Here is a 26,625-nt window from a genome sequence, read left to right as displayed (position 1 = left end):
CCCTTGCGCGTGAAGCGGTCCACGCCTGGGCGCAGTGGCTGGACAGTTTGCGGGAGTCGGCAGGGACGCCGACGCCGCTCTCCTCCGGGAGCGAAGGCACCTTCGTGACCCTGGGAGCGCGGGCCACCGCGACAGTCACTCGGATTTTCGACGCTGTCCACTCCGCGCTCAAGGAACACGCGGAGCCTCACCAGGAGTTGGACCTCGACGAGTTTCCTGGTCTCCGCCCGGCGTCGCACGAGCGACCGCGGCCACAGCGCGTCGAGCCGGTGTCGGGTTCGTCGACGGCGAGTGTCGGAGCTGGTGCTCGGGCGCGCCAGGGCCGACGGGCTGCGCCTGGAGTGCGGGCGGTCGGTTACGCCCGGCGCCGTCGTCCCGGCCACCGACGGCGGTACGCGGCGGCTCCTCGGCCCACTGCCGCCCGGCGAGGTGCCGCCGCTGCTGCACGGCACCGGCTTCCCCGTGGAGACCGAGCGGGAACGCCTCCCCGGCTTCGCCCACGTCATCCGCACGCCCACCCGCTCCGGGGCCTGCGGTGCCTGCACCCTTTCGCGTACCTGAGGCTGCCTGGTAGGTCCTCCTGCACGAGGTCAGCGCGACCGTGGGCCCATCAGCGTCCCGGTGCGACCCAGGCTGTCGCGGAGTCCCGCGCGCACATGGACCGACCAGGGGTTGCCCTCCGCCTCGTCTGCGGCGAAGAGCGAGGCCACCTCGTCGAAGGCGCCCAGCAGCAGCCGTCGCAGCGACGGCGGATCCTCCGCGGCCGTCACGAGCCCGGCGATCCCGGGTGCCAACCTGACCGGCCCGGACCGGGTCGGGAACGGCACGTAGAACGCGGCGGCGTACCGAGCGGGACCGGTGCTCCGGAGGTCGGGCGGCTGCCCCAGCGCGACGCTCAGCGCTGCCCGCACGATGTCCGGGCCTCCGGCCTGGGCCAGCAGCAGCGCCACCTCGCCGCCCAGCCGGCCGTTCACCTCGATAGTCTCCGGGCCCTCCGGGACAGCTTGACCTCGGTGTGGCTGACCCGCCAGCGGACGCCCAGCACGTCCAGCGTCCGGGACACCAGCTCCCGCACTCGGGTGAGGGACGCTTCCGGGAGAGCGGAGGGGAAGATGTCACCCGTCTCCCGCACGGCATGCGCGCGGAGCCTGCCGACCTCGTCGACGACGGACAGCGGCAGCTTGTCCATCACGGCCGTGTGGTGGTGTCCGCGGCCGTCGGACACTGTCTCCACCGAGACGTACGACCCCAGCCAGCCGGGTCCGCCCGGGTGGGGGACGGACGGGATGAACTGTTCGTCCACCAGCCCGCGCCAGGCGGTGCGTTCCTTTGTTTCCCGTTCCGCCGCGTCCTCGCAGGGACGAAGGCGAGCGCTGTGCTGGCCACGGCCCGGCGGGGCTTGAGGACGCCGGGGACGCCGAGGTCCGGCACGGCGTCCCGGAAGGCGTCGACGGAGTCGACGGGCACGGAGTGCACGGTCGACACCCCGGCGGTGCGCAGCGCGAGCCGCTGGGCGTACTTGTCCCAGGGGTTCGCGTGGGGGCCTCCCCCCCGGCAGGCCGAGCGCGTTCCGGAGGGCGTCGGTGGTCTCCAGCTCCCTGTCGTGGAACGTGGTCACTCCGGCGAGGCCGAGCGGTCGCACCTTCTCTGGCACGACGTCGTCGAACACGTGGACCTCGGCGAGCTTCTGCGCCGTGCGGAGGACCAGCGGAGCCTGCTCGGCCGAGTCCGTGCCGAACAGCAGAACCGGCTCGCACAGCCCGCGCGCAGACGCCACACCTCGCGCAGGCCGGCGGCCGCCTCGGAGCGGTGTAGGACACCCACGCGGGGAAGTGCCGGTGCAGAGGGGCTCACTGTCCACGCGTCGACGACGACCTGCCGGACTCGGTTCTTCCTGTTCACGTCTGAGTCCACCTCCGCATTGATGCCTCACACCCCGATGAGACCTGCGAGCACGGCGGCGTCCGCCATGTCGTCGAGGCCGTCCTCCCCGTGGGCCACGCACCACAGCGCGGACTGGACGAAGCGGGCGAAGGCCCAGGCGATGAGCCGCTCGGCGGGCTCCCCGACGATGTCGGCGACGAGTGCGTACCGCCGCCGGAGCACCGCCGCCGTGTCGGCGTGTGCGAACGGGTTGTCGACCTGCGACACCAGCGGCTCAGGGTCGATGCCTGGGTCGCCGACGATGGGTTTGGCGTCGATGGCCAGCCACGGCTCCCTGCTGGAGCGGAGCACGTTGCCCGGGTTGAAGTCGCCGTGCACCACGACCGACCGGGTCGCGCTGGCGGGCAGTGTGCGCAGCAGGCCGAGGCCCTTCTCCATGAGCGAGCGGTCGAACGCCGGGCGGAACCGCTCGCGGCGTTCCTCGGCCTCGACGAGCCACTCCTTGCTCATGCCGGCCACCGTGTCCAGCCCAGGCCCGGGGTCCTCCCGCGGCGCGGTGCTCCACAGGCGGGCGAGGACCTCGGCGGCCTCGGTGAGCGCGTCCTCCGGGCGCAGGTCCGAGTCGGTGAGGGCGGTGCCTGGGGAGCACCGTTCGAGGAGCAGGGCGAAGTGCTCCGCGTCGCTGTCGTAGAGCTCGACGGCGCCCTTGCCCGCCCACTGGCGCAGGCCCGCCGCCTCGCCCGCCGCCTCGCGGTGCGGCCACACGATCTTCAGCACAGCCTCGCGGCCGTCGGGCAGCGTGCCGGGCGCCACCCAGGCGGACGTACCACTGCGGTAGGGGGCACCGGTGGAGATGCCCCACCGCTGCTCGTACTCAGCCACCAGTCCGGGAAGAGACGAGAGCCAGGCGCGCTGGCTCTCGTTCCGCACCATGTGTCTGTAGACCGGAACACTGCCGTCGAATGCTTCGGCGTGCACCATGGCTCCTCCAGGATCACGAAACCGACGTACGGCCGTGCGTCGCGCCGCTGGTGTCAAGGGACGGAGAGCGCTTCGTCGAAGGCGGCCAGCACTTTCCGGAAGCGGCGATCTCTGTCGCGTGCCACGCGGTCCAGGCCGACTCGACCGAGACCCCTCCTGCACCAGGGACGACGATGATCTCGGATTTCGGGGAACTCTTGCGGCGCGACCGAACCTCCGTTACCGGGCTGCCCGTCCAGGGAAGTTCCTCTTCGAAGTCACACGCTGCGACAGCCTGTGCCTGGGCGCCCCACAGGGCTTCGAGAATACGTGAAACTGTTTCCACTGCAGTGGTCTCCGCGTGCGGCATCACTGGCTCCGTCTCGATCTGGATAGGCCAGGACAAAGAGACTGCCGAGTAGGCGTTGCGTTTCGTCGACCGTGTTGTTCGCGACCAGGATCCTGCAGCAGAGGTATCGGCTCATGGGGATCACGGGCCCCTCATCGAGCCTGCGACGTGGGTGTCGTCGGCTCGGGGATGCGCCAGACGATGCGGACTTGTTCGTCGAGGGGGAGCGAGGGGCCACCCACGTAGATGCGTTGGATGAGATAGAGGATGGCTAGCCGGTATGCCTCCGGTTCGATGTCGTCCACCGTCTCGACCGTTGCCCGGCTGAGCTTGTGCACTTGTCGGACGACACGTGGGTCGGTTTCGAGGGAGCCGAGTTCGGCGACGATGTTCGGTTCCAGATCGGTTTCCCCTCGCATCGCTCGGATTGAGCGCCGCACGAGGTCGGGCTCGGCATCTATGCGGTCGAGTATGCAGTCGAGCACATATGCATGGATGACGTCTGCTTCGATGCTGCCGTGTTCCTGGGGTTCCTCCCCGGTGCAACTTGGGCATCCCTCGCACTCGATGAGTTCGCCTTCCGGACCTTCGTCGGCTTGCTGGGTGGAGGCGAAGCACGCAACCACCCACATGATCTCGGTTCGGTCCAGCCCCAGGTCCTCGGCGGTCCACAGATCGAGGTCCGGGACCCCGCGGCCGTTCGACGTTTCCGGTATCGGAAGCTCGGACCGCATCAGCGACTCCAGAGTGACCCAAGCTGGTTCCCAGTCCTGGGTGCTGAGCAGCAGCGTCGCCACTGCGTCGCCCGGCCGCTTCCAGAAGATGAGGTCATCGTCGTCGCCGTTCACGAAGTGCAGAACGTGATCTGCAGGGTCGAATTCCGTTCCGGACATTTCCTCGAGATGGGTGAGGACGGCTTGCCGACCCCGATAGCGCCCGACGTAGCGGCGTGCCTGGGCGACGAAGGAGCCCATGGTGGTGTCGTCCAGCACCGCATTGGGGCTGATCCCGATGAAGTGTGGTGCATTGAAGGAACCGAAGCGGCGGAGTTGTTGGGTGGCGTTTGCCCAGTACAGATTCTTGCTGTTCGGGTCGTACACCACGCAGTAGACAGGGATGTTGCCCTCTGACCAGGTATCGCGATGCCGGTCGACGGGCACGACGTATCCGTTGCCCCGACGCCAGCTGTCCCCTCCCTTGACCTGGACCTTGATCGTGTCGCTGGTGACATCCCCGTCATCGGTGAAAGTGACGTAGAAATCCTCACCGAAGTCGTTCTGCCCGGATATCTCCTGCACGATGTGGTCGTGCTCCTCAAGCAGCGTGCGCAGCGCGTTCACCGCGGCCTGGCCTACGCGCCGCCCTTTGGGGATCTTCGGCATGTCACTTTCTCCACGGGGTCCTCGTCTGACCAGGCGAAGCGTGACAGCCCCGCTCTCGGCTACCTTGCACCATGCGTCTGACATCGCATCTGTGGAGTGGGCGGACGACCAGGAACGCACCGAGGCGCTGGCGCATCCAGGAGTGGCGTCCGCAGAGAGGGAGCAAGCGGCGTGGAGGTGGTGCGCAGCCCCTGAGGGGACCAGGCAATGAACAAGGCCCCGGTCATTGACCAGGGCCTTCATCGAAGAGCGGGTGACGAGAATCGAACTCGCGCTCTGAGCTTGGGAAGTGCCGGTGATCTAGCCGCGTTTGGCGGGCTGAACAGCAACAACGGGCGCGTTCGGCGATGCTCCTGGATCACCGCCACGCCCGTTGTTGCCCGCGGTTCCCCGCTGTGTCGGGCACGCATCGGGCACGCTCTGCCTTCTGATGCTGTACCCCAACTTGGGGTGTGCGAAGTCGTCAGGCGCGGCGCCAGGGACTCAGCGTCGGACACGTGGAATGGGAGAGGTTGGCTCAGGATCAGCAAGCACCTTGGCAGCGGCGTCGAGGAATCTCTCTGCTCCGGCTGATAGCGCCCGGAGCCTCGCATCTGTTTGCCCGATTGCTTCTCTCTCAGGAGATTCTTTCGACCTGAGGATGGCTACTTCGTCAAGGATGATGTGGGCCAACATGTCTAGCTGGTGGGCTAGTCGGTACATGGACCGTGGGCCTTCTACTTGTACAACCCCTCGTGCTCGCCTTATGGGTTCCATCTCCTCGCTTGCTACGCGTCGGGCGTCATGCAGGGGAGTGGGAACGTGAGCAGGTGCCAGCGCTCCCTGAAGGGACATGTCCTCCAGAATGTCCCAGTTCTTGTTGTACACGTCTTCTATCAGGGCATGGAAGGCCAAGTAGGCGTCCCGGCGCACCTGCCGCCGCCACTGTGCGTGCTCCGCTCTCGCCTGAATCCTTGCTTGCTTGATTGCTGACCAAAAAGCCAGCCCAGCACCAGCAGCGGTTCCGGCCGCACCGACTGCTGCTCCCGCTAGAGCCACAAGCCCCTCGTCCATGGCAGCTCAGCGTATGGGTAGAACGAGGTCGGCGGAGTCTCAATGTCCGAGTCAAGGCGCTCCCGCTGGCCTGTCCCCTTGATGCGAACTACCGGCGGGCGGTCGCTGAGGTCTGCCGGGCTGGCCACTCGGCTGCTTGGGTGCGTCGGAGCTCGACTGCGGTCACCGTGGTTGCTGTACTCCGCTGCTGTACAGCACGGCCACGTCGCCATCCGCCTCTGGTGGCATCAGCCACTGATGTCACCAGGCGTTCGCCCTGCGACGACCAATGTTCCCCGCCCTTCTGGCGGCGGCGCCGACGCAGAGTAAGCAGGCAGGCAAGTGTGCCAAGGGCCCATGCCCTCAGATTGGGCGCCTGTTTACCGTCGGCGACGCAATGCCTTGGCCCTGGTAACGAGGTCGTCGACTTCTGCGCTCTCGGACACGGGTGCCGAACCATCGTCGGACGAGCAACATGGCGGTTTCGTCCGGGCTTCAACTGGAGGAGTCTCGATTCCTGCCAGCCGGTACAAGGCCGTGTAGACGTTAAGGTCCGGGTCCTGGTCATGGGGGCCGATCAACAGAACCCAGGCGCGACTATGGGACTCGAACGCCACCACTGCGCGCAGCGAAGAGTGGATGTGCTTCACGCACAAGTGCTCCAGCAGACCGTCCCCGGCGAGACGGTAGCCAAGCGCAGTGCAGCCGCGAGCTGCCAGGTCATCAAGGAACCTCTCGAACTTTCGGCGCTTAGGCCCGCGCAAGTCTGCGCGCTGGCGGTCTGCCAGCACCGTCATGACAACCTCGACAGCCATTTCAGCAGCGTACGGTTCAACCGCCTTCTTGCCCGTCTGGACGCGGGCGAACGACACGGCCTTCTATTCGCCGCATCTGGTCCAGGCTATCGGCTAGATCATGCCTGTCGAGCAGCGCCTGATCCTGGAGCTTGGCCCACACAGCGTCCAGCAGGTTACGGTCCCGGCCTGCTGCCCGCAGGTCCTTCACCAGGTGCAGGACGGTGTGCAGCCGCTCAGGGTCGAGCAGTAGTCGAGGCTTCGTCGCCACGGGGGCAAGCAAGCCTTCGTCGGTCCAGGTCCGCACGGTTCGCTCGCTGATCGACAGCAAGCTCGCGGCGATACCTGCCCGCACTGGGCCAGCTTGGGCGATGAGGTTCCGGATTTCTTTGAGTAGGTCATCGCGTAGGTCGGGCTGTGGCACGCGTCGTGCGGTGTCCTCAACCCGCTCAACCTTCTCGAACAACCCGAGGATCATCTGTTCCTCGCGCTCTCGCGTGGTAGTCATGGCACACCTCCCATCTCTGCTTCCGACTATGGCACGGAAAATCGGAAGTGGCGACCCGCGCCGGTCACGCGTTGCGACTGGCGGGGTACTCACAGCGCGAGGGCCCGCACCATGGATCGGTGTGGGCGCTCGTGTACTGGGGCATCAGGACAGCGGCGCCGACCGGCAGGGCCAACGACAGCGCTCGAAACCGCCCACGGCCGATACCCGCACACCGACCCCAGCCAGCCCGGCGTCAGGCGACCGACGGTCGCAACCGCCACCCCGGCACACCAGCTCACGACAGCCCGCAGGCATCCACGCGGTCGGTGGAGCGGCTTTGGGCTGGAGCTGCCATGGGGTGAGTGATCATGGCCCCTTACGCTGGCCGCGATCGGGCAGTCCGTGGACCTGCCCGCAATAGCCCGATCTGGGGCCATGATCTTCGAGGCTCGCCCCATGGTGGCTGCCTAAAGCCGTGGAGCCGACCGCCCCAGCCACGGGGCAACGGCCCAGGTAGCAGGTGAGACCGCGGGCGTCCGTCGCCACGATCCGGCCTGATCGGTCACCCAAAGCGTCGGTGACCTTGAGGTGCGGCAATCCCTTGTACCCCTATGGTCCGGTGCTGGGTTCTTGGCCCTTTGGGGTGGGCGACGGGCGGACGGCGACACGCAGCGGTGACGGAGGCATGGAGCGGCGGGGCGGCGGCCGACCGGCGCCGCCCCCTTGTGGGGCCCTCGGTCCTTCGGATTGATCCCCTTTGGGGACGGCTCGGGCCTGGTGGGGTGTTCTTTGATGGGGTGTTCTTGATGCGTGCGCCTTGTGGTCCTGCGGGTGCTGAAGGGTTCTCCCCTCCTAGGTCGGATCGTGGCGACGGACGCCCGTGGGCTCGCCCGCGTCACCGGGGCTAACGCCTCTGGGCAAGGGTGGTTGGCGCCTTCGGGTGATCAGGCGGCCGCGAGCGGAGCGAGCCTTGATGAAGTAGGGAAACTCTGTCCGCGCGGTGATCCGGAACGTCTGGTCCAAGGCCCGTTGGCCGGATACGCCTACGCGTCTCGGTGTGCGGCTGTGGCCCGTCGGCCAAGCCATGATCGATTACGCCAGGGCGTCGGCCCGTTCGGCAAGGGCACGCAGCTCGTCAGAGGCCGCCCGACCTGCTACGAGCATCAGCTCCCTGATTGTGTCTCGTGCCGCGATGTGCGTCCGGATCATCTCGGGTGCCATGTCCTCGGCCTTGAGTAGGTAGTTGAGCGCATCGCCGAAGTGTCGCCGCTGGGTATGTGCGCGCCCTAGGTCCATCAGGAGTCGCGCCTGGCGTTCGACGGATAGACCGCTCGCGTCTAGGTCTTCGCCGATGTCGAGGGCTTCGCCTGCGTCGCCGAGTTCTACAGCGGTGGAGACTGCCTGAATCTCGACGTTGGTCGGGCCGAACTCCAAGTTGAAGTCGTTCCGGTCCTCAGCAAGTTGAGTGGCGACCGCGCGGGCCTGCTGGATCTGCTTGCGGGCGCTCGTCCGCTCACCGGCTCGGGCGTGGATGAGCGCCAGCATCAGGTGCAGGGAGCCGAGCACGGATAGGTGTTGCGGCGTCGGCTCGTGATCGTCTACGTACCGCCTCAGCGCGTTCACTGCCGTGGTCGTGGCGTGCTCGGCTTGGTCAAGGTGCTTGAGCCGGACGAATGCGTGGGCCAGACGGTAGATCCCGGCGAAGACACCCAGGGGCTCCCCGGACAGCTCGGCTTCGCGGATGGCGCGGTCCGCGGCCACCCACGCCGCGTCTGGCTCGTTCTGCCGGACGAAGGCCGCTGCCAGAGCCTGGTAGGTGCGGGCGCTCAGCCCGTGCAGCTCGGCGCGGTACTCCTGCGGTGCCGTTCGGGTCGCTCGTTCCAGGCGCGGAACCAACGGGCCTAGTGCAGCGCTTAGTTCGGCGAACTGGTCGGTGTGCGTCAGGTCCCAGATCCGTTCGGCCGCTTCGCGTAGGTCGGCCATCACGCTCGGCCGGAAGTCCTCGCGCGGGCTGAGTAGCACGTCCACCGCGGGATGCCCAGAGAGAACCAGGCGGGCCTGGTCGAGATCGTTCGTCTCGACAGGTGTGGTCGGCTCCGGTTCTGCTGCGGGGGGTGCATCGGGTTGGAGGACCTGGAGCGGCACGCCCAAGCCGTCGGCGAGCAGACGCAGCACATCCAGGCGGTTGACCGGCTGGATTCCCCGTTCCACCTGGGAAAGCCAGCTCGCCGTACGCCCGATCGCCGCAGCCAACTCGCTCTGGGTCAGGCCGCGCTGCTTGCGCAGGTCGGCCACTCGCGCGCCGAAGACGCGCCGCTCCTCGGAACTCACTGCTGAACTGCCACCTTCCCCGCGATCGCATCGAGGAACGTCACCTCGACACCTGCAAGGTACTGCTCGCGTTCGGCAAGGAAGTGCTTGGTGTGCGGCTGCGCCTCGTGCATGTCGAACGCCGCGCGGTCGGCGTAGAGCTCGTAGAACACGCGCACCATCGGCTCGCCCTCGGGGGTGTGCGTGACGTACGTGAGCGTGCCCGGTTCGCTCGCCTTGATCCCTTCCAGGGTGCGTGCGCACAGCTCATCGAACGCCCCCGCTGCCCGTTCGTCGCGCAGCGTGAAGCGGACGACCAGCCCGAATCCCTCGTTCATGTGCACTCCTCTCAGTCGCAGCCAGTCTTGCAGGAACGCAGACTTCCTACGAGTAGCAGAATCTCTTGACTCACAGAAACGCTGCGAGTACGTTCGTAGTCAAGCTGCTACCTGGAGTGATCCAGGTAGCTACCTGCTACGCGAAGGAGCGACGCTCATGCGTCAGATCCCTGTAGATGTCTCGACCGCCGCTGTGATGGTGGCGCAGCCTCCGCAGCCGAAGATTGCGAACCGTCAGACCGGTGAGGTCGCTACCGACCGCGAGACCGGCGCCACGCTGATGACGGTCGACGTGATGTTCGTGATGGACGGCACTGCCGAGATCCTGACCCTGACGGTCCCCGAGCCGGGCATCACCGGTGAGCTCACCATGGGCACCCCGGTCGGCTTGACCGGTGTGGTGGCGCGTCCGTGGGAGAACGAGTTCAACGGGCAGAAGCGGCACGGGATCAGCTTCCGCGCGGTGGCCGTCACCTCGCTGGCCGCGGGCGCGACGAAGCCGAAGGCGGCCTGAGCCATGGACTGGTTACTGCTCGGCCTCGCCCTGGCCCTGGTCGGAGTGGCGGTGTGGCTGCGCTGGCGGCGTCCGGCCTGGTACTGGCTCACCTTCGGCATCCTGCTCGCGATCGTCCGGGTCCGGGTGCGGTATGTGGCCGTGATGGACGCCTGTCAGCTGACCGTCCCGGTCACCCGGCTGCGGCTCGCGGTGTGTCGCATGTTCGGCTGGGAGATCCCGCGGCAGCGGGTTCCGCGGCTGATCCGGCTGGTCCCCACCCGGACCGGGCTGCGGTTGCGGATCAAGATGCGGCCCGGTCAGGACGCGTTCGAGTTCTCCGCCGCCGCGGACCGGCTGCGGCACTCCTTCGCGGTCCATCAGGTCACCTCCCGCGAGATCAAACCGGGCGTGGTGGAGATCTCGATGACTGGCTATGACGTCCTCAAGCGGGTGCAGATGCCCGCCAAGGTGGAACGGTCTGGGCTGCGGGTGCCGGTGGCGTTGTGTGAGGACGGCACGGTGCACTACCGGGACTACCGCCAAACGCCGCACTCGGTGACGCTGGGGGCCACTCAGTCCGGGAAGTCCGTCTACCAACGCCAAGTGATCAAAGAGCTGGCGGCGTTGCCGATCGCGCTGGTCGGTATCGACTGCAAGCAGGGCGTGGAACTGGCCCCGATGGCGCGGCGCTTCTCTGCCCTGGCCGACAACCCCGACGACGCCGCGGCGTTGCTGGAGGCGCTGGTGGTGCGGATGGAGGGCATCTACCGGATCATCCGCCGCGAGCAGCGGATCAGTGCGGATATCCCGGATGCGGAGATCACCGCGGACATCTGGGGACTGCCCGAGTCGTTGCGGCCGGTGCCGGTGCTGCTGACCATCGACGAAGTCGCGGAGCTGGCGTTGTTCAGCACGGTGGCGGAGAAGAAGCGCCGGGAGCGGATCATCACCGCCCTGGTCCGCCTGGCTCAGCTCGGCCGTGCGGCGGGGGTGTTCCTGGACCTGTACGGGCAGCGCTTCGGCTCCGAGCTCGGCGATGGCATCACCATGCTGCGTGCCCAGTTGACCGGCCGGACCGCGCACCGGGTCAACGACGAGTCGAGCGCGAAGATGGCGTTCGGGGACATCTCGCCGTATGCGGTGTTCGCCGCCACCCAGATCCCCAACCACCGGCCCGGCATGGCCGTGGTGGGCTACTCCACCGGCGAGTGGACCCGCATCCGCACCCCGCACATCTCGGTCCGCCAGGCCGTCAACGCCTGCAACCGGCACGCCCACCTGACGCCGGACCTGCCGGAGCTGGTCCGCTTCCGGCCGCTGGCCCCCGCCGCGCCCATCACGGCGCCCACCGCGGTCGAGACCGTCAAGGCCGCCTGACACCACCCCTCTGTTCCACCGGTCGGCGTGACCGTCTCGCGCCAGGTCCCTACCTGTTCCATGCCGAAAAAGGCCCCACCGAAGGAGAGATCACGTGTCCCGTCGCACCGACGACTACGACCGCAGCGCCCGTCTCATCAGCGACGCCGCCGACTACGGCGAAGGCTCCGGCTCCGACGTGGAGTTCGCCAGCCTCGTCGTCAACTCCCTGCTGGAGCAGAGCAAGCGCGAAGAGCAGGGCACCTACCCGCCTGCCGGGCACGACTACCCCCGCACGGACCGGTGAGCGTCATGTGCTGGCGCTGCGAGGACCTGAATCGCACCGTGCTGATGCTCGGGGACCTGTGCCTGTACGCCGAACACCCCGCCGCGGATCAGCACTTCACCGACATCGTCGGCGCCGGTCTGGCGCTGTCGCTGCCGGTGGACATCGCCCCGCCCGGGTACGGCCTCCCGCCGCTCGACGACGGGGACGGGGAGTGCTGAGCATGGCTACCAAGCGGATGCCGAAGACCCCGGCGAGCGGACCGACCACCGCCAAGTGTGGCCCGTGCAAGGGCACCGGCGAGGTCCCGGTCCCGGTCCGGGTCGGCCGCAACCGGCGCGTGGTCGGCGCACAGAACGGGATGTGCCTGGGCTGCTTCGGCACCGGCCAAGCCCCGCCGCCGGACACGACCAGGCCCCCGGCCTGATCCCGTTCCTGGGCACGGGGCGGCTGGACATCGCTCCCCGCCCCGTGCCCGGCCCAACCCGATGGAAGGAGGACCCGTGATGCGCCCCACGTTCCGCTTCGACGCCGTGCTCGTACAGGCGGTTATTGCCGGTGCGCTGTCCTTCGCCCACCTGCACGACATCGCCGCCGCCGCGGGACAGTCCGGCTGGAAAGCCTGGGCCTACCCGGTCAGCGTCGACCTGCTGCTCGTGGTCGCCTGGCGCCGCCTGCGTACCGGTGGACCCGCCCGGCTGGCCTGGTGCTGGTTCCTGATCGCGCTGATCGCCTCGCTCGGGGCGAACGTCGCCACCGCGGGGTTTCTGGACCTCTCGGAGCCTCCGGCCTGGCTGCGGTTCCTGGTGGCTGGATGGCCCGCGCTGGCCTTCCTGGGCGGCACCCTCCTCGCCCACACCCCCACCCCGGATCGCACCCCCAAGCCCGCACCCCGGCCCGACCTGCCGGTCGAGCTGCCCACGGACTCTGCGCCTGCACCTGAGGTGGAGAACGCTGAGCCGGTTCCGGCGCTGCCGGTCTCCGCACCCGAGTCCGCGCCTGAGCCCGCGGTGGAGGTTCCGTCGGCGCTGGTGGCGCATGCCCGCAAGGTCGCCGACGACTACCGCGCCCGGACCGGCGCCGCGATCGACCCCGACATGCTGCGCGCCCGGCTCGGGGTCCCTGCCCCGATGGCCGACGCGATCGCCGCTCAACTCACCTGACCCGCACCACCACCCGGAAGGAAAGGACTGTCATGCCGATCGGCTACATCATCCGCAAGCTCAGCCAGAAGGGCCCGATCACCGTCGGCACCGCCCACACTCGCCGCGGCCAGATCACCTATGTCGCCTCCTGCGGCGCCGAGGACTGCGGCTGGTCGGTGGAGCACGCCACTGTCACCGCGGTCGAGGTCGCTGCCCAGGGCCACCGCTGCCGTGTCCGCTGACTGGCAAGGGAGTTCGTCATGTCTGTGCCGCTCTGGCTCGCCCTGATCATCATCGGCTACCTCGGCATCAAGCTGATCCGCCCGCCGCTGTGGTTCGTCCTGGTGCTGCTCGCGGGCGGCTACCTCCTAGCCGACAGCCTGCTCGCCCCGGTCATCGACTCCGCCACCAAGTAACCCACCCTGGAGGGAGAACCTGATGCTCCACCCCCGCATCCCGGCCAATCCGACCCCGACCGGCGAAACCATCCCGCTGATCACCACCGCGACCGCGGTCGACCAGCACCCCCACGCGCACGTCCCGGCTCCGCACGCTGCGGCCCTGTGCTCCTGCCAGCACCCGGCTCCGCCGCCCGCCGTGCCGGTGCCGTCCCGAACTGGAGTGCAGCTCACCCCCGGCGCCCTGATCACTGTCGTCATCGGTGGCACCGCCACGGTGCTCGTCGTCGGCGCGGTTCTGGTCTCGCTGCTGCTCGCGGTCGCCGTTACCGGCGTCTCGCTCACCATCTGCGCCCTGGTCATCCGCTCACTGCTGACCACCGAGCCCCCGGCGCCCAAGCGACGCTGACCGGCCCTCCGGGGCGGCTTTCACCGCCAAGCTTCCGCCGCCCCGGACGGCCCAGCCCCTGCCCGATCTCTCAACCGGAAGGAACCTCCATCATGCCCGAGCTCGACCAGGCGCCTGCCCGGATCTGCCCGAACTGCGACGGCTTCCCCGCGGTGGCCATCACCCTGGGCGGCCGCAACCGGCATGGCCACCTGCGCACCGTCGTTGCGCACTGCCCGGCCTGCCACGGCACCGGCACCCAGCCCCTCGCCGCGTCGGTGCGGGAGGTGGCCCGTGTCTGACCCCCTCCTGGACCCGGTCGTCCTGGGCGACGTCCTGCGGGTAGCCGCGGACCCCGGCTTCGACCGCTGGCGCGAGCAGATCCGCCGCACCGGGGGCTGCGCCAACCCCGTGCACCTGACCGGCTGGAGTCTGGCCAAGGACAAGGCCACCGGCCAGACGCTGCACCACTACTCCACCCAGCAAGAGCCGGGTGGTCGGCTGCGGATCGCCTGCGGCAACCGCCGTGCTTCTCGCTGCCCGGCCTGCGCCTACACCTACGCCGGGGACACCTACCACCTGATCCGCGCCGGACTCGCCGGAGACCCGAGCAAACACATCCCCGCCACCGTCCGCGACCACCCCCGCGTGTTCGCCACCCTCACCGCCCCCTCCTTCGGACCCGTCCACAACCGCCCCGACCGCGGCCGGTGTCGCTGCGGTACCCGGCACGGCGAGGACGACTCCGTACTCGGTACCGCGCTCGACCCCGAGTCGTACGACTACACCGGGACGGTGCTGTTCAACAACCACACCGGGGACCTGTGGCACCGCTTCATCAACCGGCTACGCCGCGAGATCGCCGCCCGCGCTGGGATCACCCAACGCCAACTCACGGACACCGCCCGGCTGTCGTACGGCAAGGTCGCCGAATTCCAGAAGCGCGGCGCGATCCACTTCCATGCCGTGCTCCGCCTCGACGGACCCGACGGACCCGAAGATGCCCCGCCCGCGTGGGCCACCGTTGCTCTGCTCACCGACGCGATCCGGGCGGCTGCCGCGCACGCCTACACCACCATCACTGTCCCCGCGGCCGCCGATCAGCCCGTCCGTGCCTTCCGCTGGGGTGCTCAGCTCGACATCCGGCCCATCCACGCCTTCGACGACGGCACCGACATCACCGAGCAGGCGGTCGCCTCGTACGTCGCCAAGTACGCCACCAAAGCCGCGGAGACCACCGGCACGTTAGACCGGCGCATCGGCGAGATCGCCGAGCTCGACCGCCACGCGGTGCCCGACCACGCCCGACGGTTGATCGAGGCCTGCAAACGGCTCGATCCGCTCTACCCGGACCGGCGCCTGTGGGCGTGGGCGCACATGCTCGGCTTCCGCGGCCACTTCTCCACCAAGTCCCGCCGCTACTCCACCACCCTCGGCGCGCTCCGCCAGATCAGAGCCGACTACCGCACCACCCAAGAACGCCAAGCCCACGGCCTGAACGACACCGAACCCGACACCGTCCTCGTCCTGGCCGACTGGCAATACGCCGGACACGGCCACACCCCCGGCGAATCCGCCCTCGCCGCATCAATCGCGCAAGACATCCGCACCAACCGCGAAACCGCCCGCGAAGCCCTCGCCGACCAGCGTGACCTGGAACTGGAAGGGGACCAGAGCCATGAATGACCGCTACCTCAGCGTCACTCAGGTCGCCGAAGTCCTCGGCACCACGGTCCGCTTCCCCCGCCGCCTGATCGAGGAACGCCGGATCAGGTACGTCAAGGTCGGGCGTCACGTCCGTATCCCCGAGAGCGCCGTACGGGACTACATCGAAACCCACACCGTAGAGCCCGTGCGGCGTCGGCGGACCCGCTACAGGAGGGCTACCTGATGGCTGGCAAGAAGCGGCGCTTTGGCCGCATCCGTAAGCTCCCCTCTGGCCGCTTTCAGGCGCGTTACCTGGGGCCCGATGGCGTCGACCGCCCGGCGCCGATCACCTTCGAGACCTCGGGCGACGCAGACGACTGGCTTGCGGAGAAGCAGACCGAGGTGCGCGGGGGCGACTGGGTAGATCCTGACGCGGGCGCGGTGAACTTCAAGGAGTACGCGCTCAAGTGGGTCAAGGAACGGCGTCTCGCGGCCACTACGGATGAGTTGTATCGGCGGAACTTACGGCTGCACGTCTTCCCGACCTTCGGAAGCCTGGACCTTGACGAGATCACCGCGCCTCGGGTCCGTGCCTGGCGCTCCGAGCGGCTCGACTCGACAGGGGCCGACAGCACGGTCGCCAAGTGCTACCGGCTGCTCAAGGCGATCCTGGAGACCGCTGTCGACGATGAGCTGATCCGCCGAAACCCGTGTCGGATTCGCGGTGCGGGCAAGGAGTCTGCGGCTGAGCGGCGGATCGCCAGTGTCCACCAGGTCGATGCGCTCGCCGACGCGATCGGGGTCCGGTGGCGGCTGATGGTCTACCTCGGGGCATACGGGCCGCTGCGTCCTGAGGAACAGGCTGAACTCCGGCGCAAGGACGTGGACCTGGACACGATGACGATCTGCGTCCGCAAGGCCGCTCCCGAGCTGACGACCGGTCGGAGGGCCATCGGCGACACCAAGTCGGAAGCAGGCAAGCGGTACGTGGTCCTCCCGGAGTTCCTGCGTACGGATCTCAGGCGTCACCTCGACTGGTACGCGGAGAAGGGCCCAGAGGGACTGCTCTTCGTCGGGGAGAGGGGTGCTCCGTTCAGGCGAAGCAGCTTCGGCCGGAAGTGGCGCAAGGCTCGTTCCAAGGTCGGGATGCCGGACGGGTTCCGCTTCTACGATCTTCGTCACACCGGACACACGCTGTCGACCCGATCCGGGGCCACGCTGAAGGACACGATGGTGCGCGCCGGGCAGTCCTCCGAAAAGGCTGCTCTGATCTATCAGCACTCGGACGGGGAGCGTCAGCAGGAGGTTGCTGGCGGTCTGGACAAGATGGTGCGTTCCGAGCGGAAGAAGGTCGCGAAGAAGAAGCGGAAGAAGGCCAACGCCAAGCCGGATGATCAAGCATCGGGCACGCAACGGGCACGGGACTCTTAGATGGGTCTAGACAACAAAGAAGCCCCTGGCCGCTGGCCTGGGGCTTTCTGCTGGAGCGGGTGACGAGAATCGAACTCGCGCTCTGAGCTTGGGAAGCTCATGTTCTACCATTAAACTACACCCGCGCGAAGCGAGCCGTGCTCGGCTGCATCGTTCGGAAACGATACCTCATCGAAGGCCCCCGGTGTATCTGCCGCGGGGTCTTCGTGGCGTTCGGGGTGGGGAAGTGGGTGCGCGGGGCGGGAGTTGGGGCGTAGCGTGAGGGGCGGAGTGCCGCCTGGAGTGGCGTCCCTTTCATCCCGTAATGTGGGCGTTCGTCGTTGGTGACCCACTGACTTACTGGGGAAGGGCTCGAGGACTTGATGGAGCGCACCGTCGTCCGTTGTGCCGAGGGGCACGTATTCAGCACCGCTTCGTTCCCGATGCAGCAGCTCGGTGCCGAGCGCATCGGGCCTGGGCGGCTGCTCCGCTGCCCGCGTTGTGCTCGGCTGCGGCATTCTGTGCCGGTGGAGCGGGCCAGAGGGTAGGGAGCGCGTACGTAGGTAGGACCGGGCGCGTGGGGCTGTCGCGGAGTCGGATTGCGGCGGGCCCGCGCGCCCTGCGTATCCTCAGGGCGTGCTTCTCTCTGACAAAGACATCCGGGCCGAGATCGACGCCGGACGGGTGCGGATCGATCCGTACGACGAATCCATGGTGCAGCCCTCGAGCATCGACGTGCGGCTTGACCGTTACTTCCGGGTGTTCGAGAACCACCGTTACCCGCACATCGACCCCGCCGTCGAGCAGGCTGACCTCACCAGGATGGTCGAACCCGAGGGCGACGAGCCGTTCATCCTGCACCCGGGGGAGTTCGTGCTCGCGTCCACGTACGAGGTCATCTCGCTGCCTGACGACCTGGCCAGCCGGTTGGAGGGCAAGTCCAGCCTGGGGCGGCTGGGGCTGGTCACGCACTCGACCGCCGGGTTCATCGACCCCGGGTTCTCCGGGCATGTGACGCTCGAGCTGTCGAACCTCGCGACGCTCCCGATCAAGCTGTGGCCAGGGATGAAGATCGGCCAGCTGTGTATGTTCCGGTTGTCGTCACCGGCCGAGTTCCCGTACGGGAGTGATCGGTACGGGTCCCGTTATCAGGGGCAGCGCGGGCCTACGGCTTCGCGGTCGTTTCTTCAGTTCCATCGGACTCAGGTGTGAGTGAGAGCGGGTGAGTGAGGGCGAGGGCGGCGATCGCCGCGGGCGATCGTTGGGCTCGCGTTAACCCGGTGCGGGGTCGCGCTTCACCTACCGTCGCCGGGCGTGCAGCACGATGCGGCGCTATGAGACCCCGCAACCGCATACTTGTCGTGGCCGCCGCCGCAGTCATCGGCGCCACCGCGCTGTCGCCCCTGACCGCCACCGCCGTGAACGAGAACGAGATGGCCGCTGGTCGGCAGGATGGCGTCGGCCTCGATCTTGCCTTCCTCGGCCGCTACTCCACCGGCTCGTTCGACGAGAGCGCCGCGGAAATCACCGCGTACGACGCGGACACCCGCCGGGTGTTCACGGTCAACGCCAAGGCGGGCACGGTCGACATCCTCGACATCAGCGACCCTGCCCAGCCCCGTAAGACGGGCGAGCTGGCGACTCCGGGCGCCAACAGCGTGGCGGTGCACAAGGGCCTGGTCGCGGTGGCGCAGCAGGCGGAGCGGAAGACCGACCGGGGAACGGTGTCGTTCTTCCGCGCGGCCGACGGCAAGAAGCTGCGTACGGTGACCGTGGGCGCGCTGCCCGACATGGCGACGTTCACCCCCGACGGACGGCAGGTCGTCGTCGCCAACGAGGGCGAGCCGGACTCGTACTGCGCGGGCGAAGGCGCGGGCGAGGGAGCGGGCGAGGGGGCGGTCGACCCGGTCGGTTCGGTGAGCGTCATCGACGTGCGGCGCGGCACCGTACGCACGGCGGGCTTCGAGAAGTGGGACAGCGAGCGGAAGACGGCGAAGCTGCGCGCGGCGGGCGTACGGATCACCGGGCCCGGCGCGTCCGCGAGCCAGGACCTGGAGCCCGAGTACGTCGCGGTCTCGGCGGACAGCCGCACGGCGTGGGTCACGCTGCAGGAGAACAACGCCATGGCCATCGTCGACCTCAAGCACGCCAAGGTCCGCAAGATCAAGCCGCTCGGCCTCAAGGACCACAGCCTGCCCGGCAACGGCCTGGACGCGTCGGACAAGGACGGCGGGGTCAACATCGCCCAGTGGCCGGTGAAGGGCATGTACCAGCCGGACTCGATCGCCGCGTTCACCTCCGGCAAGGGCAAGGGCAAGGGCAAGGGCAGGAAGCCGTACACGGTCGTGGCCAACGAAGGCGACGCCCGCGACTACGCCTGCTACGGGGAAGAGGTACGTGTCAAGGACCTCGACCTGTCCCCCACCGTCTTCCCGAACGCCACCGAGCTGCGACAGGACGCCGCCCTCGGCCGCCTCGCGGTGACGTCGTCCTCGCCGCGTGACGCCGCGGGCCGTGTCACGGAGCTGCACGCCTTCGGCGGCCGGTCGTTCTCCGTACGGGACGCCAAGGGCCGCCTGGTCTGGGACTCGGGCGACGACTTCGAGCAGCTGACCGCACGCCTGCACCCCGACCATTTCAACAGCACCAACTCCAAGAACAACTTCGACTCCCGCAGCGACGCCAAGGGCCCCGAGCCCGAGGGCCTCACGACGGGAACGGTGAACGGCACCCCGTACGCCTTCGTCGGCCTTGAGCGCGTCGGCGGGATCGTCGCGTACGACCTGACCGACCCGCGCAGCCCGAAGTTCGCCGGTCACCTCAGCACCCGCGACTTCACCGGCGACCCGGCCGCGGGCACGGCGGGCGACCTCGCCCCCGAGGGCCTGCACTTCATCCCGGCCGCCGACAGCCCGAACGGCAAGCCGCTGCTGGTCGTGGGCCACGAGGTGTCGGGCACGACGGCGATCTACCAGGTGGGTTAGGACACCGGCCCCGCCCGCCGCACAGCTGCCGCACAGCTGCCGCACAGCTGCCGCGCAGCTGCCGTTCAGCTTCTCAGAACGTGCCCAACTTGATGATCGAGAGCAGCGCGATCAGCTGGATCGACGACGCCGCCAGCGCCTTCGGCCACGGCAGGTCGTGTGACTTGCTCACCATCAGCGTCAGCAGCGCGCCCGCCCCCAGCCACGTCGCCCAGCCGACCACCTGCACGAACGACGCGTCGCCGCCCAGGAACATGGCGAAGAGGAGGCGGGGCGCGTCCGTGAGCGACATGATCAGCATGGACAGGCCGACCGTGGGCTGCCAGGCGCCGTCGCCGCCCAGCTGGCGGGCCAGGGTGTGGGTGACCACGCCCAGCATCAGGGCGCTGAGCACGATCGCGACGCCCGTGGTCAGGACGATCGGGACGGTGGTGGCGAGGGTGGAGTTGATCGCCTCGTCGCGGGCCTCGTCGAAGCCGAAGACCGCCAGCAGGCCGTAGAGGAACGTGACGATGAGGGCCGGGCCCCACAGCGCGTAGTCGCGCATCTGCAGGAAGGTCGGCCCGGGGCGCAGGACCACGCCCCTGAGCAGGTCCTTCCAGTGCAGGCGCGGCCCGACGGGGGGCGCGGGTGTGGTGCCCGCGCGGTAGGTCTCGCCCTGGCTGTACGGGTCGTCGCCGAGGGAGAACGCCTGGGTGTGGCCGGGGTTGTTGCTCGCCGCGTACGGGTCGTGGGGCGCGGGCGCGCTCGGCTGGTACGGGTCCGAGAAGTACTCCGGCTCACCGTGCGCGCCGCCGCCGTGGGCCCCACCGCCCCGGGCCCCGCCGCCGTGCGCTCCGCCTGCCTGGGGCCACTGCGGCTGGCCGGGGTAGCCCGGCGTGCCCGGTCGCCCCTGCTGCGGGTACGGGTGCGGCTGCGGGTGCGCGGGCGGGCCGCCGTACGGCGACTGCTGGCCGTACGGCTGTTGCTGCTGCTGCGAGGGTTGCCGCGGTCGCGGTTGCTGTGAGCGGTTGTCCCGGCCGCGTCCGATCCTGAATCCTGCCACGTCAACGAACGTACCTGGTCCTGCTGGGTGGTGGTGCGGGGAGGCCCGAAGAGGGGTGGTTTGCGGCCGACCTGTGACAACCCCTAAGGGGTGCCCGGCGCGTACCCGGCGCGTACCCGGCGGGGTACACCCGGACACGAGTAAGGGGCCGCCCGACCGTGTGTACGTCGGGCGACCCCTCGCCTCTCCCTCATGTGCCGTGTGCGCTGTATGCGCTGTATGCGCTGTATGCGCTGTATGCGCTGTGTGCGCTCTATGCGCCGTATGGAGCTACTTCACAGGCTCCGGCTCCGGCGCGTCCGCGCCCTCCGCCTCCCCCGCCGGAGGCGGCGTGTCGGCCGGAGCCTTGACCGAGTCGAGCAGCAACTGCGCGACGTCCACGACCTGGAGGGCCTCCTTGGCCTGGCCGTCGTTCTTCTTGCCGTTGACCGAGTCCGTCAGCATGACGAGGCAGAACGGGCACGCCGTCGACACGATGTCCGGGTTGAGGGACAGCGCCTCGTCCACGCGCTCGGTGTTGATGCGCTTGCCGATGCGCTCCTCCATCCACATCCGCGCACCACCGGCGCCACAGCAGAAGCCGCGCTCCTTGTGCCGGTGCATCTCCTGCTGGCGCAGGCCGGGCACGGCGGACATGATCTCGCGCGGCGGCGTGTAGATCTTGTTGTGGCGGCCCAGGTAGCAGGGGTCGTGGTACGTGATGAGGCCCTCGACCGGCGTCACCGGGATCAGCTTGCCCTCGTCGATGAGGTGCTGGAGCAGCTGGGTGTGGTGGATGACCTCGTAGTCGCCGCCGATCTGCGGGTACTCGTTGCCGAGGGTGTTGAGGCAGTGCGGGCAGGTGGCGACGATCTTCTTCGCCGTCTTCGGCTTCTTGGTCGACTCGTCCTCGTCGTCCTCGCCGAAGGCCGCGTTCAGCGTGGCGACGTTCTCCATGCCGAGTTCCTGGAACAGCGGCTCGTTGCCCAGGCGGCGTGCCGAGTCACCGGTGCACTTCTCGTCGCCGCCCATGATCGCGAACTTGACGCCCGCCATGTGCAGCAGCTCGGCGAAGGCCTTGGTGGTCTTCTTCGCCCGGTCCTCCAGCGCGCCCGCGCAGCCGACCCAGTACAGGTACTCGACCTCGGTCAGGTCCTCGATCGTCTTGCCGACGACCGGCACCTCGAAGTCGACCTCCTTCGTCCACTCCAGGCGCTGCTTCTTGGCCAGACCCCAGGGGTTGCCCTTCTTCTCCAGGTTCTTGAGCATCGTGCCCGCCTCGCTGGGGAAGCTGGACTCGATCATCACCTGGTAGCGGCGCATATCGACGATGTGGTCGATGTGCTCGATGTCGACCGGGCACTGCTCCACGCATGCGCCGCAGGTGGTGCAGGACCACAGCACGTCCGGGTCGATGACGCCGTTCTCCTCGAGCGTCCCGATCAGCGGGCGCTCGGCCTCAGCGAGCGCGGCGGCGGGGACGTCCTTCAGCTGCTCCTCGCTCGCCTTCTCCTCGCCCTCCATCGTCTTGCCGCCACCCGCCAGCAGGTACGGGGCCTTGGCGTGCGCGTGGTCGCGCAGCGACATGATCAGGAGCTTCGGGGACAGCGGCTTGCCGGTGTTCCAGGCGGGGCACTGCGACTGGCAGCGGCCACACTCCGTACAGGTGGAGAAGTCGAGGAGGCCCTTCCAGGAGAACTGCTCGACCTGGGAGACACCGAACACGTCGTCCTCACCCGGGTCGGTGAAGTCGATTGGCTTGCCGCCGGACGTCATCGGCTGGAGCTCGCCGAGAGCGGTTCCGCCGTCCGCGTCGCGCTTGAACCAGATGTTGGGGAAGCCGAGGAAGCGGTGCCAGGCCACACCCATGTTGGTGTTGAGGCTCACCGTGATCATCCAGACCATGGTGGTGCCCAGCTTGATCATCGCGAAGAAGTAGACGAGGTTCTGCAGCGTTCCGACGCTCATGCCGTCGAAGAGCAGGACCAGCGGGTACGAGGCGAAGTACGCGGCGTCGTAGCCCTCGACGTGGTGCAGCGCGCCCTCCAGGCCGCGCAGGACCATGATCGCCAAGCCGATGATGAAGATGACGTACTCGACGAAGTACGCCTGGCCCATCTTGGAGCCCGTGAACCGGGACTTGCGGCCCGCCCGCGAAGGCAGGCTGAGCAGGCGGACGGCCATCAGCGTGAGGATGCCGAGGGTGGTCATCGCGCCGATGAACTCGATGTACATCTCGTACGGCAGGAAGGTGCCGATGACGGGGAGCGTCCAGTCCGCCTTGAACAGCTGGCCGTAGGCCGTGATGATCGTCGGCGGCAGCGTCAGGAAGCCAATCGCCACGAACCAGTGGGCGATGCCGACGACGCCCCATCGGTTCATGCGCGTATGCCCGAGGAACTCCCGGACCAGGGTGACGCTGCGCTGGTACGGATTGTCAGTCCGCGTCCCGGCCGGTACGGGCTGGCCGAGCCGGAAGTAGCGCGCGAACTGCGCGATGGCGCGGCCTAGCAAGGCGACGCCGACCGCGGTCAGGGTCAGCGACACGATGATCGCGGCGAGTTGCATTTGGGGGCTCCTCGGGCCTGCGAGGTGGGGCTTTGGTGGGCTTCAGGTCGATTACTAAGCAGTAACTTATGCAGTCCGTCTGAGGGTACCCATTTATCACGCCGCACTGTAGCCAGGGTCGCGGTGATCTGCGTCGCTGAGGGTTGCCTTGGTGTGTGGCGAGCGTGTTCGGTCAGGGGTTTGTTTGATGATTCCGATCGTGTTATTCACCACATATTGCGACATTTAGGGCTAGCTTGTCACCGTGCTCTATGGGACCGCGGCGGCGCTCGGCGCCCTGCTGCTTACCGCTGTACTTACTGGACTGGTGCGCAGGTTCGCCCTGTGGGCCGGGGTCGGGCTTGCCGATCGGACGGGACGGGCCGGTCGGGCTGATCGGGCTGGTCGGGCTGGTCGGACAGGTCGGGACGGTCGGACAGGTCGTGCCGGTGGTGCCGGTGGTGCCGGTGGTGCCAGTGGTGCCGGTGGTGTCGGTCGTGCTGTTCGCGTGCCTCGTGTTGGGCCGGGCGGGCGTGTTGGCCGCCCGACACCCCGCATCGGCGGTGTCGCGGTCGCCGTCGGCACGCTGCTCGTCTGCGTGCTCTGCGCCGTCTGCGTCGGCCGTACGGCGCTGGAGCCCGGCCCGCGCACGCTGACGCTGCTCACGGCCGCTGGCGTGGTGGCCCTGCTGGGGCTCGTACACGATCTGCGCCCGCTGCGCGCCCGGCCACAGCTGGTCGTCGAGGCCGCGGCCGCGATCGCCGTCGTGTACGGCAGCGGGCTCACGCCGCTCAGCGGGGCACTCGCCGTCCTCTGGATCGTCCTCGTCACCCACGCCTTCGGCGGTCTTGACCACGCGGACGGGGCGGCGGGCCTGGTCGGCGTCGTCACCGCGATCGGGCTCGCGCTGGGCGCGGCCGCCGCGGGGCTCGCCGGGCTCGCCCTGGTCCTGAGCGTGCTGGCCGCGTCCGTCGGGGGCTTCCTCGTCCATAACTGGCAGCCGGCCCGGATTCACCTCGGTACCTGTGGTGCGCGCTTCCTGGGCTTCCTGCTCGCGTCGGCCGCGATCCTGGTGCACGTCGGCCACCCGGCGCTGCCCAGCGTGGCCGCGCTGTTCGCGCTGACGGCTGTGGTCAGCGCCGACGTCGTGCTGGCCCTGCTCGCCCGGCTGTCCCGTCGGCGTGCGGGGCGTCCGCTGCCGCCTGTCGGCGCCGACCACATCGCGTACCGGCTGCGCCGCGTCGGGCTCACCGCGCAGGGGACGGCCGTCGTCCTCGCCGTGTTCGCCGTCGCCGGTACGTTGACGGGCCTGCTGGTGCACCGCGGGACGCTCGGCCCCGCCGCCGTACTGCCGCTGGCGGGTGTCCTGCTGCTGGCGGTCGGGGGGCTGCTCGCGGTGCGGGTGTACGGGGCTGGGGCATCGCCCCGTACGTCCAGGACGCGGGCGCCGGGTGCGGGCGGAGGGGCGCCGCCGCTGCCTCCCAGCCCGCCTGGCCGGGTCGCCGCCCCGCGTTCGGCCCGCTCGGCACCCAGGGCGAGCGGCGTACGGCTCCCGCTCCCCGGGCACGGCTTCCGGCGGCGGGCCGACGACGTACCACCACAGTCCGCAGCAGACCTGGCAAGGGGCTGACGATGACCACGACGACGACGCCTGATCCGGGACGGAGGCCGGGACGGAGACGGGGGCCGAGTTCGGGACCGAGTTCGGGACTGGAGCGGGGACTGGAATCGGGCCCGGGCCTGGAACCGGGACCGAAACCGGGGGACACCGGCGAGCGCGTCGCACGCGCCGCCTCCGAGGCCCGCGCCGCCTTCGCCGCCCACACGGCGGCCCGCGCCACCCGTGCCACCGGAGCCGCCCGCGCCACCCGGGGCACAACCGACGGCGTACCCGACGCCGGTGCCGGTGTCGCCGCCGCGACCGTCAGCTGCGCCGGAGTGCCGCTGGCCGCCCTACGCCCCGCCGAGGCCGCCGCCGCGGTCGTACGGCTCGCCGCAGGCGGCACCGCGGCCGACGTCCACCTCTGCGACGCGTACGCCCTCGCCCTCGCCGACCGCGACCGGAGACTGCGCGGACTGCTGCGTTCCGCCGCACTCAACCTCCCCGACGGCCCCGGCGTGGGCTGGGCCAACCGCCTCGTCCACCACGACCGCCGACTCCCCCGCGAGCGCGTGCACGGACCGGAACTCCTGCTGGACGTGTTCCGCGTCGGCGAGTCCGTCGGCCTGCGCCACTACCTCATCGGGGTGACCCCGGCGTCCGTCGACCGCCTCAGCTCCGCACTCCTGGACCGCTACCCCCGCGCCCGCGTCGTCGGCGCCGAGGCCCCGCCACGCCGCGAACCCACCGCCGAGGAACGGCGGGCCCAGCTCACCCGCATCAGGGACAGCGGCGCCCAACTCGTCTGGCTCGGCCTCGACGCCCCGCGCCAGAACCGGGAGGCCGCCCAACTGGCCGCCGCACACCCCGCCGTGTACGTCGCGGTCGGGCGCGCGGCGGTCGACCAGGTGTCGGGGGCGGCGCGGCGGCGGGGGGTTGGGTGGCGCCGGGCGCTGTGGAACAACCCCCGGTTCGTGTGGGCCGTAAGTAAAGGAGCGGTACGGGTATGACCCTCGTCCACCGGGCCCGCGAACTGGCCCAGCGCATCACCACCGGAGCCGGCGTTGGCCCTGCCCTCCGCCGCCCGCCGACCCCGCCCTGCTGGTCAGGCCCGCAGCTCGTCCAGTTGCTGCACCGGTACGCCGTCGACCTGGTCCTCGACGTCGGCGGGCGCTCCGGCGGCTACGGCACCCAGCTCCGGCGCGGCGGCTACCACGGCCGCATCGTCTCGTTCGAGCCGCTCAGAGCCCCGCGCGCCGCGCTGCACCGCGCGGCGGCGGCCGACGAGCGCTGGTCCGTACTGCCCTTCGCGCTCGGCGACACCAGCGACGGTCAGCCGACCGGGCCGCGCCGCCTGGACGACCTGTGGGAGGAGGTCGTAGCCCCCGGCGAACGGGTCTTCCTGAAGCTGGACACGCGCGGCCACGAGGCACGGGCGCTGCGCGGCACCGGCGAGTACATCACCGAGTGCGCGGGCCTCCAGACCGGAACATCCCTGGGACCGGGACCGGGACCGGGACCGGGTCCGGGTCCGGACCCGACCCCTGCCCTCCCCTTCAACCACACCCTCAGCTACGCCCAGCAGACCCTCGGCCTCACCCTGATGTCCGTCGTCCCTGGCCCCTCGCACCCGGAGTCCGGCCAGATGCTGAGCTGCGAACTGGTCCTGTTCAAGGACGACGAGGAGTGCCAGCACGAGGAAGAGGACGGCGTAGCGCACCCGTACACCGTGCCGTGACGCCGTACGCACGTTACGCAAGATGACCCGGGACGCGGGGGGCCGGGCGGGTACTTGACGCGATATC

At 69.2% G+C, this 26,625-nt stretch carries 30 protein-coding genes and 1 tRNA gene; 19 read left to right on the top strand and 12 right to left on the bottom strand.

What is annotated here, in order from left to right:
• Positions 1–291: 291 nt before the first annotated feature.
• Positions 292–561 carry a hypothetical protein gene (locus tag GCN81_RS29200; RefSeq protein ID WP_156727555.1) on the top strand — a complete coding sequence of 90 codons (270 nt, stop codon included), beginning with the start codon at positions 292–294 and terminating at the stop codon, positions 559–561.
• Between the two features lie 29 nt (positions 562–590).
• Here the strand turns inward: GCN81_RS29200 and GCN81_RS29195 are convergent, their stop codons facing one another.
• From GCN81_RS29195 to GCN81_RS29155, 9 genes are all read right to left on the bottom strand, one after another.
• Positions 591–974, bottom strand: a complete 384-nt coding sequence (locus GCN81_RS29195; protein ID WP_156727554.1) for a hypothetical protein — start codon at positions 972–974, stop codon at positions 591–593.
• The gene (locus GCN81_RS29190) at positions 971–1,303 is read right to left on the bottom strand and encodes a hypothetical protein (protein ID WP_156727553.1); all 333 of its coding nucleotides are present in this window, start codon (positions 1,301–1,303) and stop codon (positions 971–973) included. Before GCN81_RS29190 ends, GCN81_RS29195 begins: the two co-directional genes overlap by 4 nt.
• Positions 1,304–1,929: 626 nt before the next feature.
• Entirely contained in the window at positions 1,930–2,865 is a 936-nt protein-coding gene (locus GCN81_RS29185; protein WP_156727552.1) for an aminoglycoside phosphotransferase family protein, read from the bottom strand.
• Between the two features lie 480 nt (positions 2,866–3,345).
• Positions 3,346–4,575 (bottom strand): DUF4365 domain-containing protein, encoded by a 1,230-nt coding sequence (locus GCN81_RS29180; RefSeq protein ID WP_156727551.1) that lies wholly within the window; start codon positions 4,573–4,575, stop codon positions 3,346–3,348.
• Between the two features lie 483 nt (positions 4,576–5,058).
• Positions 5,059–5,628, bottom strand: a complete 570-nt coding sequence (locus GCN81_RS29175; RefSeq protein ID WP_156727550.1) for a hypothetical protein — start codon at positions 5,626–5,628, stop codon at positions 5,059–5,061.
• 359 nt (positions 5,629–5,987) lie between these two features.
• Complete coding sequence (locus GCN81_RS29170) at positions 5,988–6,422, bottom strand: hypothetical protein (RefSeq protein ID WP_156727549.1); 435 nt, start codon at positions 6,420–6,422, stop codon at positions 5,988–5,990.
• Between the two features lie 16 nt (positions 6,423–6,438).
• Positions 6,439–6,909 (bottom strand): hypothetical protein, encoded by a 471-nt coding sequence (locus tag GCN81_RS29165; protein ID WP_156727548.1) that lies wholly within the window; start codon positions 6,907–6,909, stop codon positions 6,439–6,441.
• A gap of 1,074 nt (positions 6,910–7,983) precedes the next feature.
• Complete coding sequence (locus GCN81_RS29160) at positions 7,984–9,222, bottom strand: helix-turn-helix domain-containing protein (protein WP_156727547.1); 1,239 nt, start codon at positions 9,220–9,222, stop codon at positions 7,984–7,986.
• Positions 9,219–9,539: a putative quinol monooxygenase gene (locus tag GCN81_RS29155; RefSeq protein ID WP_156727546.1), complete on the bottom strand. Its 321-nt coding sequence runs from the start codon at positions 9,537–9,539 to the stop codon at positions 9,219–9,221. The genes GCN81_RS29160 and GCN81_RS29155 overlap by 4 nt, the downstream gene beginning before the upstream one ends.
• Positions 9,540–9,696: 157 nt before the next feature.
• On the opposite strand from GCN81_RS29155, the gene GCN81_RS29150 reads away from it, so the two are divergent.
• The 13 genes from GCN81_RS29150 (at position 9,697) to GCN81_RS29095 (ending at position 16,686) form a co-directional block, all read left to right on the top strand.
• Positions 9,697–10,053, top strand: a complete 357-nt coding sequence (locus GCN81_RS29150) for an SCO3933 family regulatory protein (protein ID WP_156727545.1) — start codon at positions 9,697–9,699, stop codon at positions 10,051–10,053.
• Between the two features lie 3 nt (positions 10,054–10,056).
• Positions 10,057–11,412 (top strand): FtsK/SpoIIIE domain-containing protein, encoded by a 1,356-nt coding sequence (locus GCN81_RS29145; protein ID WP_156727544.1) that lies wholly within the window; start codon positions 10,057–10,059, stop codon positions 11,410–11,412.
• 94 nt (positions 11,413–11,506) lie between these two features.
• A complete protein-coding gene (locus GCN81_RS29140) occupies positions 11,507–11,698 on the top strand; it encodes a hypothetical protein (RefSeq protein ID WP_156727543.1) in 192 nt (63 codons plus the stop codon).
• A complete protein-coding gene (locus GCN81_RS29135; RefSeq protein ID WP_156727542.1) occupies positions 11,695–11,898 on the top strand; it encodes a hypothetical protein in 204 nt (67 codons plus the stop codon). Before GCN81_RS29140 ends, GCN81_RS29135 begins: the two co-directional genes overlap by 4 nt.
• Positions 11,899–11,900: 2 nt before the next feature.
• A complete protein-coding gene (locus tag GCN81_RS29130) occupies positions 11,901–12,104 on the top strand; it encodes a hypothetical protein (RefSeq protein ID WP_156727541.1) in 204 nt (67 codons plus the stop codon).
• Between the two features lie 79 nt (positions 12,105–12,183).
• Entirely contained in the window at positions 12,184–12,840 is a 657-nt protein-coding gene (locus tag GCN81_RS29125) for a DUF2637 domain-containing protein (RefSeq protein WP_156727540.1), read from the top strand.
• A gap of 32 nt (positions 12,841–12,872) precedes the next feature.
• On the top strand, positions 12,873–13,064 hold the full coding sequence (locus GCN81_RS29120) for a mobile element transfer protein (RefSeq protein WP_156727539.1): 192 nt from the start codon (positions 12,873–12,875) through the stop codon (positions 13,062–13,064).
• Between the two features lie 18 nt (positions 13,065–13,082).
• Complete coding sequence (locus tag GCN81_RS32095) at positions 13,083–13,238, top strand: hypothetical protein (protein ID WP_197287827.1); 156 nt, start codon at positions 13,083–13,085, stop codon at positions 13,236–13,238.
• A 22-nt stretch (positions 13,239–13,260) separates the two neighbouring features.
• Entirely contained in the window at positions 13,261–13,629 is a 369-nt protein-coding gene (locus GCN81_RS29115) for a SpdD-like protein (RefSeq protein ID WP_156727538.1), read from the top strand.
• Between the two features lie 92 nt (positions 13,630–13,721).
• Entirely contained in the window at positions 13,722–13,910 is a 189-nt protein-coding gene (locus tag GCN81_RS29110) for a hypothetical protein (protein WP_156727537.1), read from the top strand.
• Complete coding sequence (gene repSA, locus GCN81_RS29105) at positions 13,903–15,294, top strand: replication initiator protein RepSA (RefSeq protein ID WP_156727536.1); 1,392 nt, start codon at positions 13,903–13,905, stop codon at positions 15,292–15,294. Before GCN81_RS29110 ends, repSA begins: the two co-directional genes overlap by 8 nt.
• Positions 15,287–15,499: an excisionase family DNA-binding protein gene (locus GCN81_RS29100; RefSeq protein ID WP_156727535.1), complete on the top strand. Its 213-nt coding sequence runs from the start codon at positions 15,287–15,289 to the stop codon at positions 15,497–15,499. Before repSA ends, GCN81_RS29100 begins: the two co-directional genes overlap by 8 nt.
• Positions 15,499–16,686, top strand: a complete 1,188-nt coding sequence (locus tag GCN81_RS29095) for a tyrosine-type recombinase/integrase (protein ID WP_156727534.1) — start codon at positions 15,499–15,501, stop codon at positions 16,684–16,686. The genes GCN81_RS29100 and GCN81_RS29095 overlap by 1 nt, the downstream gene beginning before the upstream one ends.
• 51 nt (positions 16,687–16,737) lie before the next feature.
• On the opposite strand, the gene GCN81_RS29090 is transcribed toward GCN81_RS29095, so the two are convergent.
• A tRNA-Gly gene (locus GCN81_RS29090) sits at positions 16,738–16,811 on the bottom strand.
• 490 nt (positions 16,812–17,301) lie between these two features.
• Between GCN81_RS29090 and dcd the strand changes: the two genes are divergently transcribed.
• Positions 17,302–17,877 (top strand): dCTP deaminase, encoded by a 576-nt coding sequence (gene dcd / locus GCN81_RS29085; RefSeq protein WP_156727533.1) that lies wholly within the window; start codon positions 17,302–17,304, stop codon positions 17,875–17,877.
• Positions 17,878–17,999: 122 nt separating this feature from the next.
• Positions 18,000–19,649, top strand: coding sequence for a choice-of-anchor I family protein (locus GCN81_RS29080; protein ID WP_156727532.1), 1,650 nt, complete (start codon positions 18,000–18,002; stop codon positions 19,647–19,649).
• Positions 19,650–19,722: 73 nt separating this feature from the next.
• Here GCN81_RS29080 and GCN81_RS29075 read toward each other — a convergent pair whose 3' ends face one another.
• Together GCN81_RS29075 and GCN81_RS29070 are read right to left on the bottom strand one after the other, a co-directional pair.
• Complete coding sequence (locus tag GCN81_RS29075) at positions 19,723–20,694, bottom strand: Yip1 family protein (RefSeq protein WP_156727531.1); 972 nt, start codon at positions 20,692–20,694, stop codon at positions 19,723–19,725.
• Between the two features lie 270 nt (positions 20,695–20,964).
• Entirely contained in the window at positions 20,965–23,241 is a 2,277-nt protein-coding gene (locus GCN81_RS29070; protein ID WP_156727530.1) for a (Fe-S)-binding protein, read from the bottom strand.
• A gap of 487 nt (positions 23,242–23,728) precedes the next feature.
• Here GCN81_RS29070 and GCN81_RS29065 point away from each other — a divergent pair, with 487 nt between their 5' ends.
• The 3 genes from GCN81_RS29065 to GCN81_RS29055 are packed head-to-tail and all read left to right on the top strand — an operon-like array spanning position 23,729 to position 26,558.
• On the top strand, positions 23,729–24,850 hold the full coding sequence (locus GCN81_RS29065) for an MraY family glycosyltransferase (RefSeq protein ID WP_156727529.1): 1,122 nt from the start codon (positions 23,729–23,731) through the stop codon (positions 24,848–24,850).
• Between the two features lie 2 nt (positions 24,851–24,852).
• Positions 24,853–25,830, top strand: coding sequence for a WecB/TagA/CpsF family glycosyltransferase (locus GCN81_RS29060; protein WP_156727528.1), 978 nt, complete (start codon positions 24,853–24,855; stop codon positions 25,828–25,830).
• On the top strand, positions 25,827–26,558 hold the full coding sequence (locus GCN81_RS29055) for a class I SAM-dependent methyltransferase (protein WP_156727527.1): 732 nt from the start codon (positions 25,827–25,829) through the stop codon (positions 26,556–26,558). The genes GCN81_RS29060 and GCN81_RS29055 overlap by 4 nt, the downstream gene beginning before the upstream one ends.
• Positions 26,559–26,625: the final 67 nt, after the last annotated feature.

Source organism: Streptomyces apocyni, assembly GCF_009739465.1.
In the GTDB taxonomy this organism is placed as follows: Bacteria; Actinomycetota; Actinomycetes; order Streptomycetales; family Streptomycetaceae; genus Streptomyces; species Streptomyces apocyni.
This window is presented reverse-complemented; position numbering and strand designations above follow the sequence as displayed.

What these genes read in the sequence shown, in the direction of transcription:
- GCN81_RS29100 (WP_156727535.1), top strand. Translation starts at nt 15,287, where the DNA reads ATGAATGACCGCTACCTCAGCGTCACTCAGGTCGCCGAAGTCCTCGGC.
- GCN81_RS29110 (WP_156727537.1), top strand. Translation starts at nt 13,722, where the DNA reads ATGCCCGAGCTCGACCAGGCGCCTGCCCGGATCTGCCCGAACTGCGAC.
- GCN81_RS29070 (WP_156727530.1), bottom strand. Translation starts at nt 23,241, where the DNA reads ATGCAACTCGCCGCGATCATCGTGTCGCTGACCCTGACCGCGGTCGGC.
- GCN81_RS29060 (WP_156727528.1), top strand. Translation starts at nt 24,853, where the DNA reads ATGACCACGACGACGACGCCTGATCCGGGACGGAGGCCGGGACGGAGA.
- GCN81_RS29185 (WP_156727552.1), bottom strand. Translation starts at nt 2,865, where the DNA reads ATGGTGCACGCCGAAGCATTCGACGGCAGTGTTCCGGTCTACAGACAC.
- GCN81_RS29055 (WP_156727527.1), top strand. Translation starts at nt 25,827, where the DNA reads ATGACCCTCGTCCACCGGGCCCGCGAACTGGCCCAGCGCATCACCACC.
- GCN81_RS29080 (WP_156727532.1), top strand. Translation starts at nt 18,000, where the DNA reads ATGAGACCCCGCAACCGCATACTTGTCGTGGCCGCCGCCGCAGTCATC.
- GCN81_RS29145 (WP_156727544.1), top strand. Translation starts at nt 10,057, where the DNA reads ATGGACTGGTTACTGCTCGGCCTCGCCCTGGCCCTGGTCGGAGTGGCG.
- GCN81_RS32095 (WP_197287827.1), top strand. Translation starts at nt 13,083, where the DNA reads ATGTCTGTGCCGCTCTGGCTCGCCCTGATCATCATCGGCTACCTCGGC.
- GCN81_RS29150 (WP_156727545.1), top strand. Translation starts at nt 9,697, where the DNA reads ATGCGTCAGATCCCTGTAGATGTCTCGACCGCCGCTGTGATGGTGGCG.
- GCN81_RS29125 (WP_156727540.1), top strand. Translation starts at nt 12,184, where the DNA reads ATGCGCCCCACGTTCCGCTTCGACGCCGTGCTCGTACAGGCGGTTATT.
- GCN81_RS29120 (WP_156727539.1), top strand. Translation starts at nt 12,873, where the DNA reads ATGCCGATCGGCTACATCATCCGCAAGCTCAGCCAGAAGGGCCCGATC.
- GCN81_RS29130 (WP_156727541.1), top strand. Translation starts at nt 11,901, where the DNA reads ATGGCTACCAAGCGGATGCCGAAGACCCCGGCGAGCGGACCGACCACC.
- GCN81_RS29170 (WP_156727549.1), bottom strand. Translation starts at nt 6,422, where the DNA reads ATGGCTGTCGAGGTTGTCATGACGGTGCTGGCAGACCGCCAGCGCGCA.
- GCN81_RS29175 (WP_156727550.1), bottom strand. Translation starts at nt 5,628, where the DNA reads ATGGACGAGGGGCTTGTGGCTCTAGCGGGAGCAGCAGTCGGTGCGGCC.
- GCN81_RS29180 (WP_156727551.1), bottom strand. Translation starts at nt 4,575, where the DNA reads ATGCCGAAGATCCCCAAAGGGCGGCGCGTAGGCCAGGCCGCGGTGAAC.
- GCN81_RS29155 (WP_156727546.1), bottom strand. Translation starts at nt 9,539, where the DNA reads ATGAACGAGGGATTCGGGCTGGTCGTCCGCTTCACGCTGCGCGACGAA.
- GCN81_RS29115 (WP_156727538.1), top strand. Translation starts at nt 13,261, where the DNA reads ATGCTCCACCCCCGCATCCCGGCCAATCCGACCCCGACCGGCGAAACC.
- GCN81_RS29095 (WP_156727534.1), top strand. Translation starts at nt 15,499, where the DNA reads ATGGCTGGCAAGAAGCGGCGCTTTGGCCGCATCCGTAAGCTCCCCTCT.
- GCN81_RS29165 (WP_156727548.1), bottom strand. Translation starts at nt 6,909, where the DNA reads ATGACTACCACGCGAGAGCGCGAGGAACAGATGATCCTCGGGTTGTTC.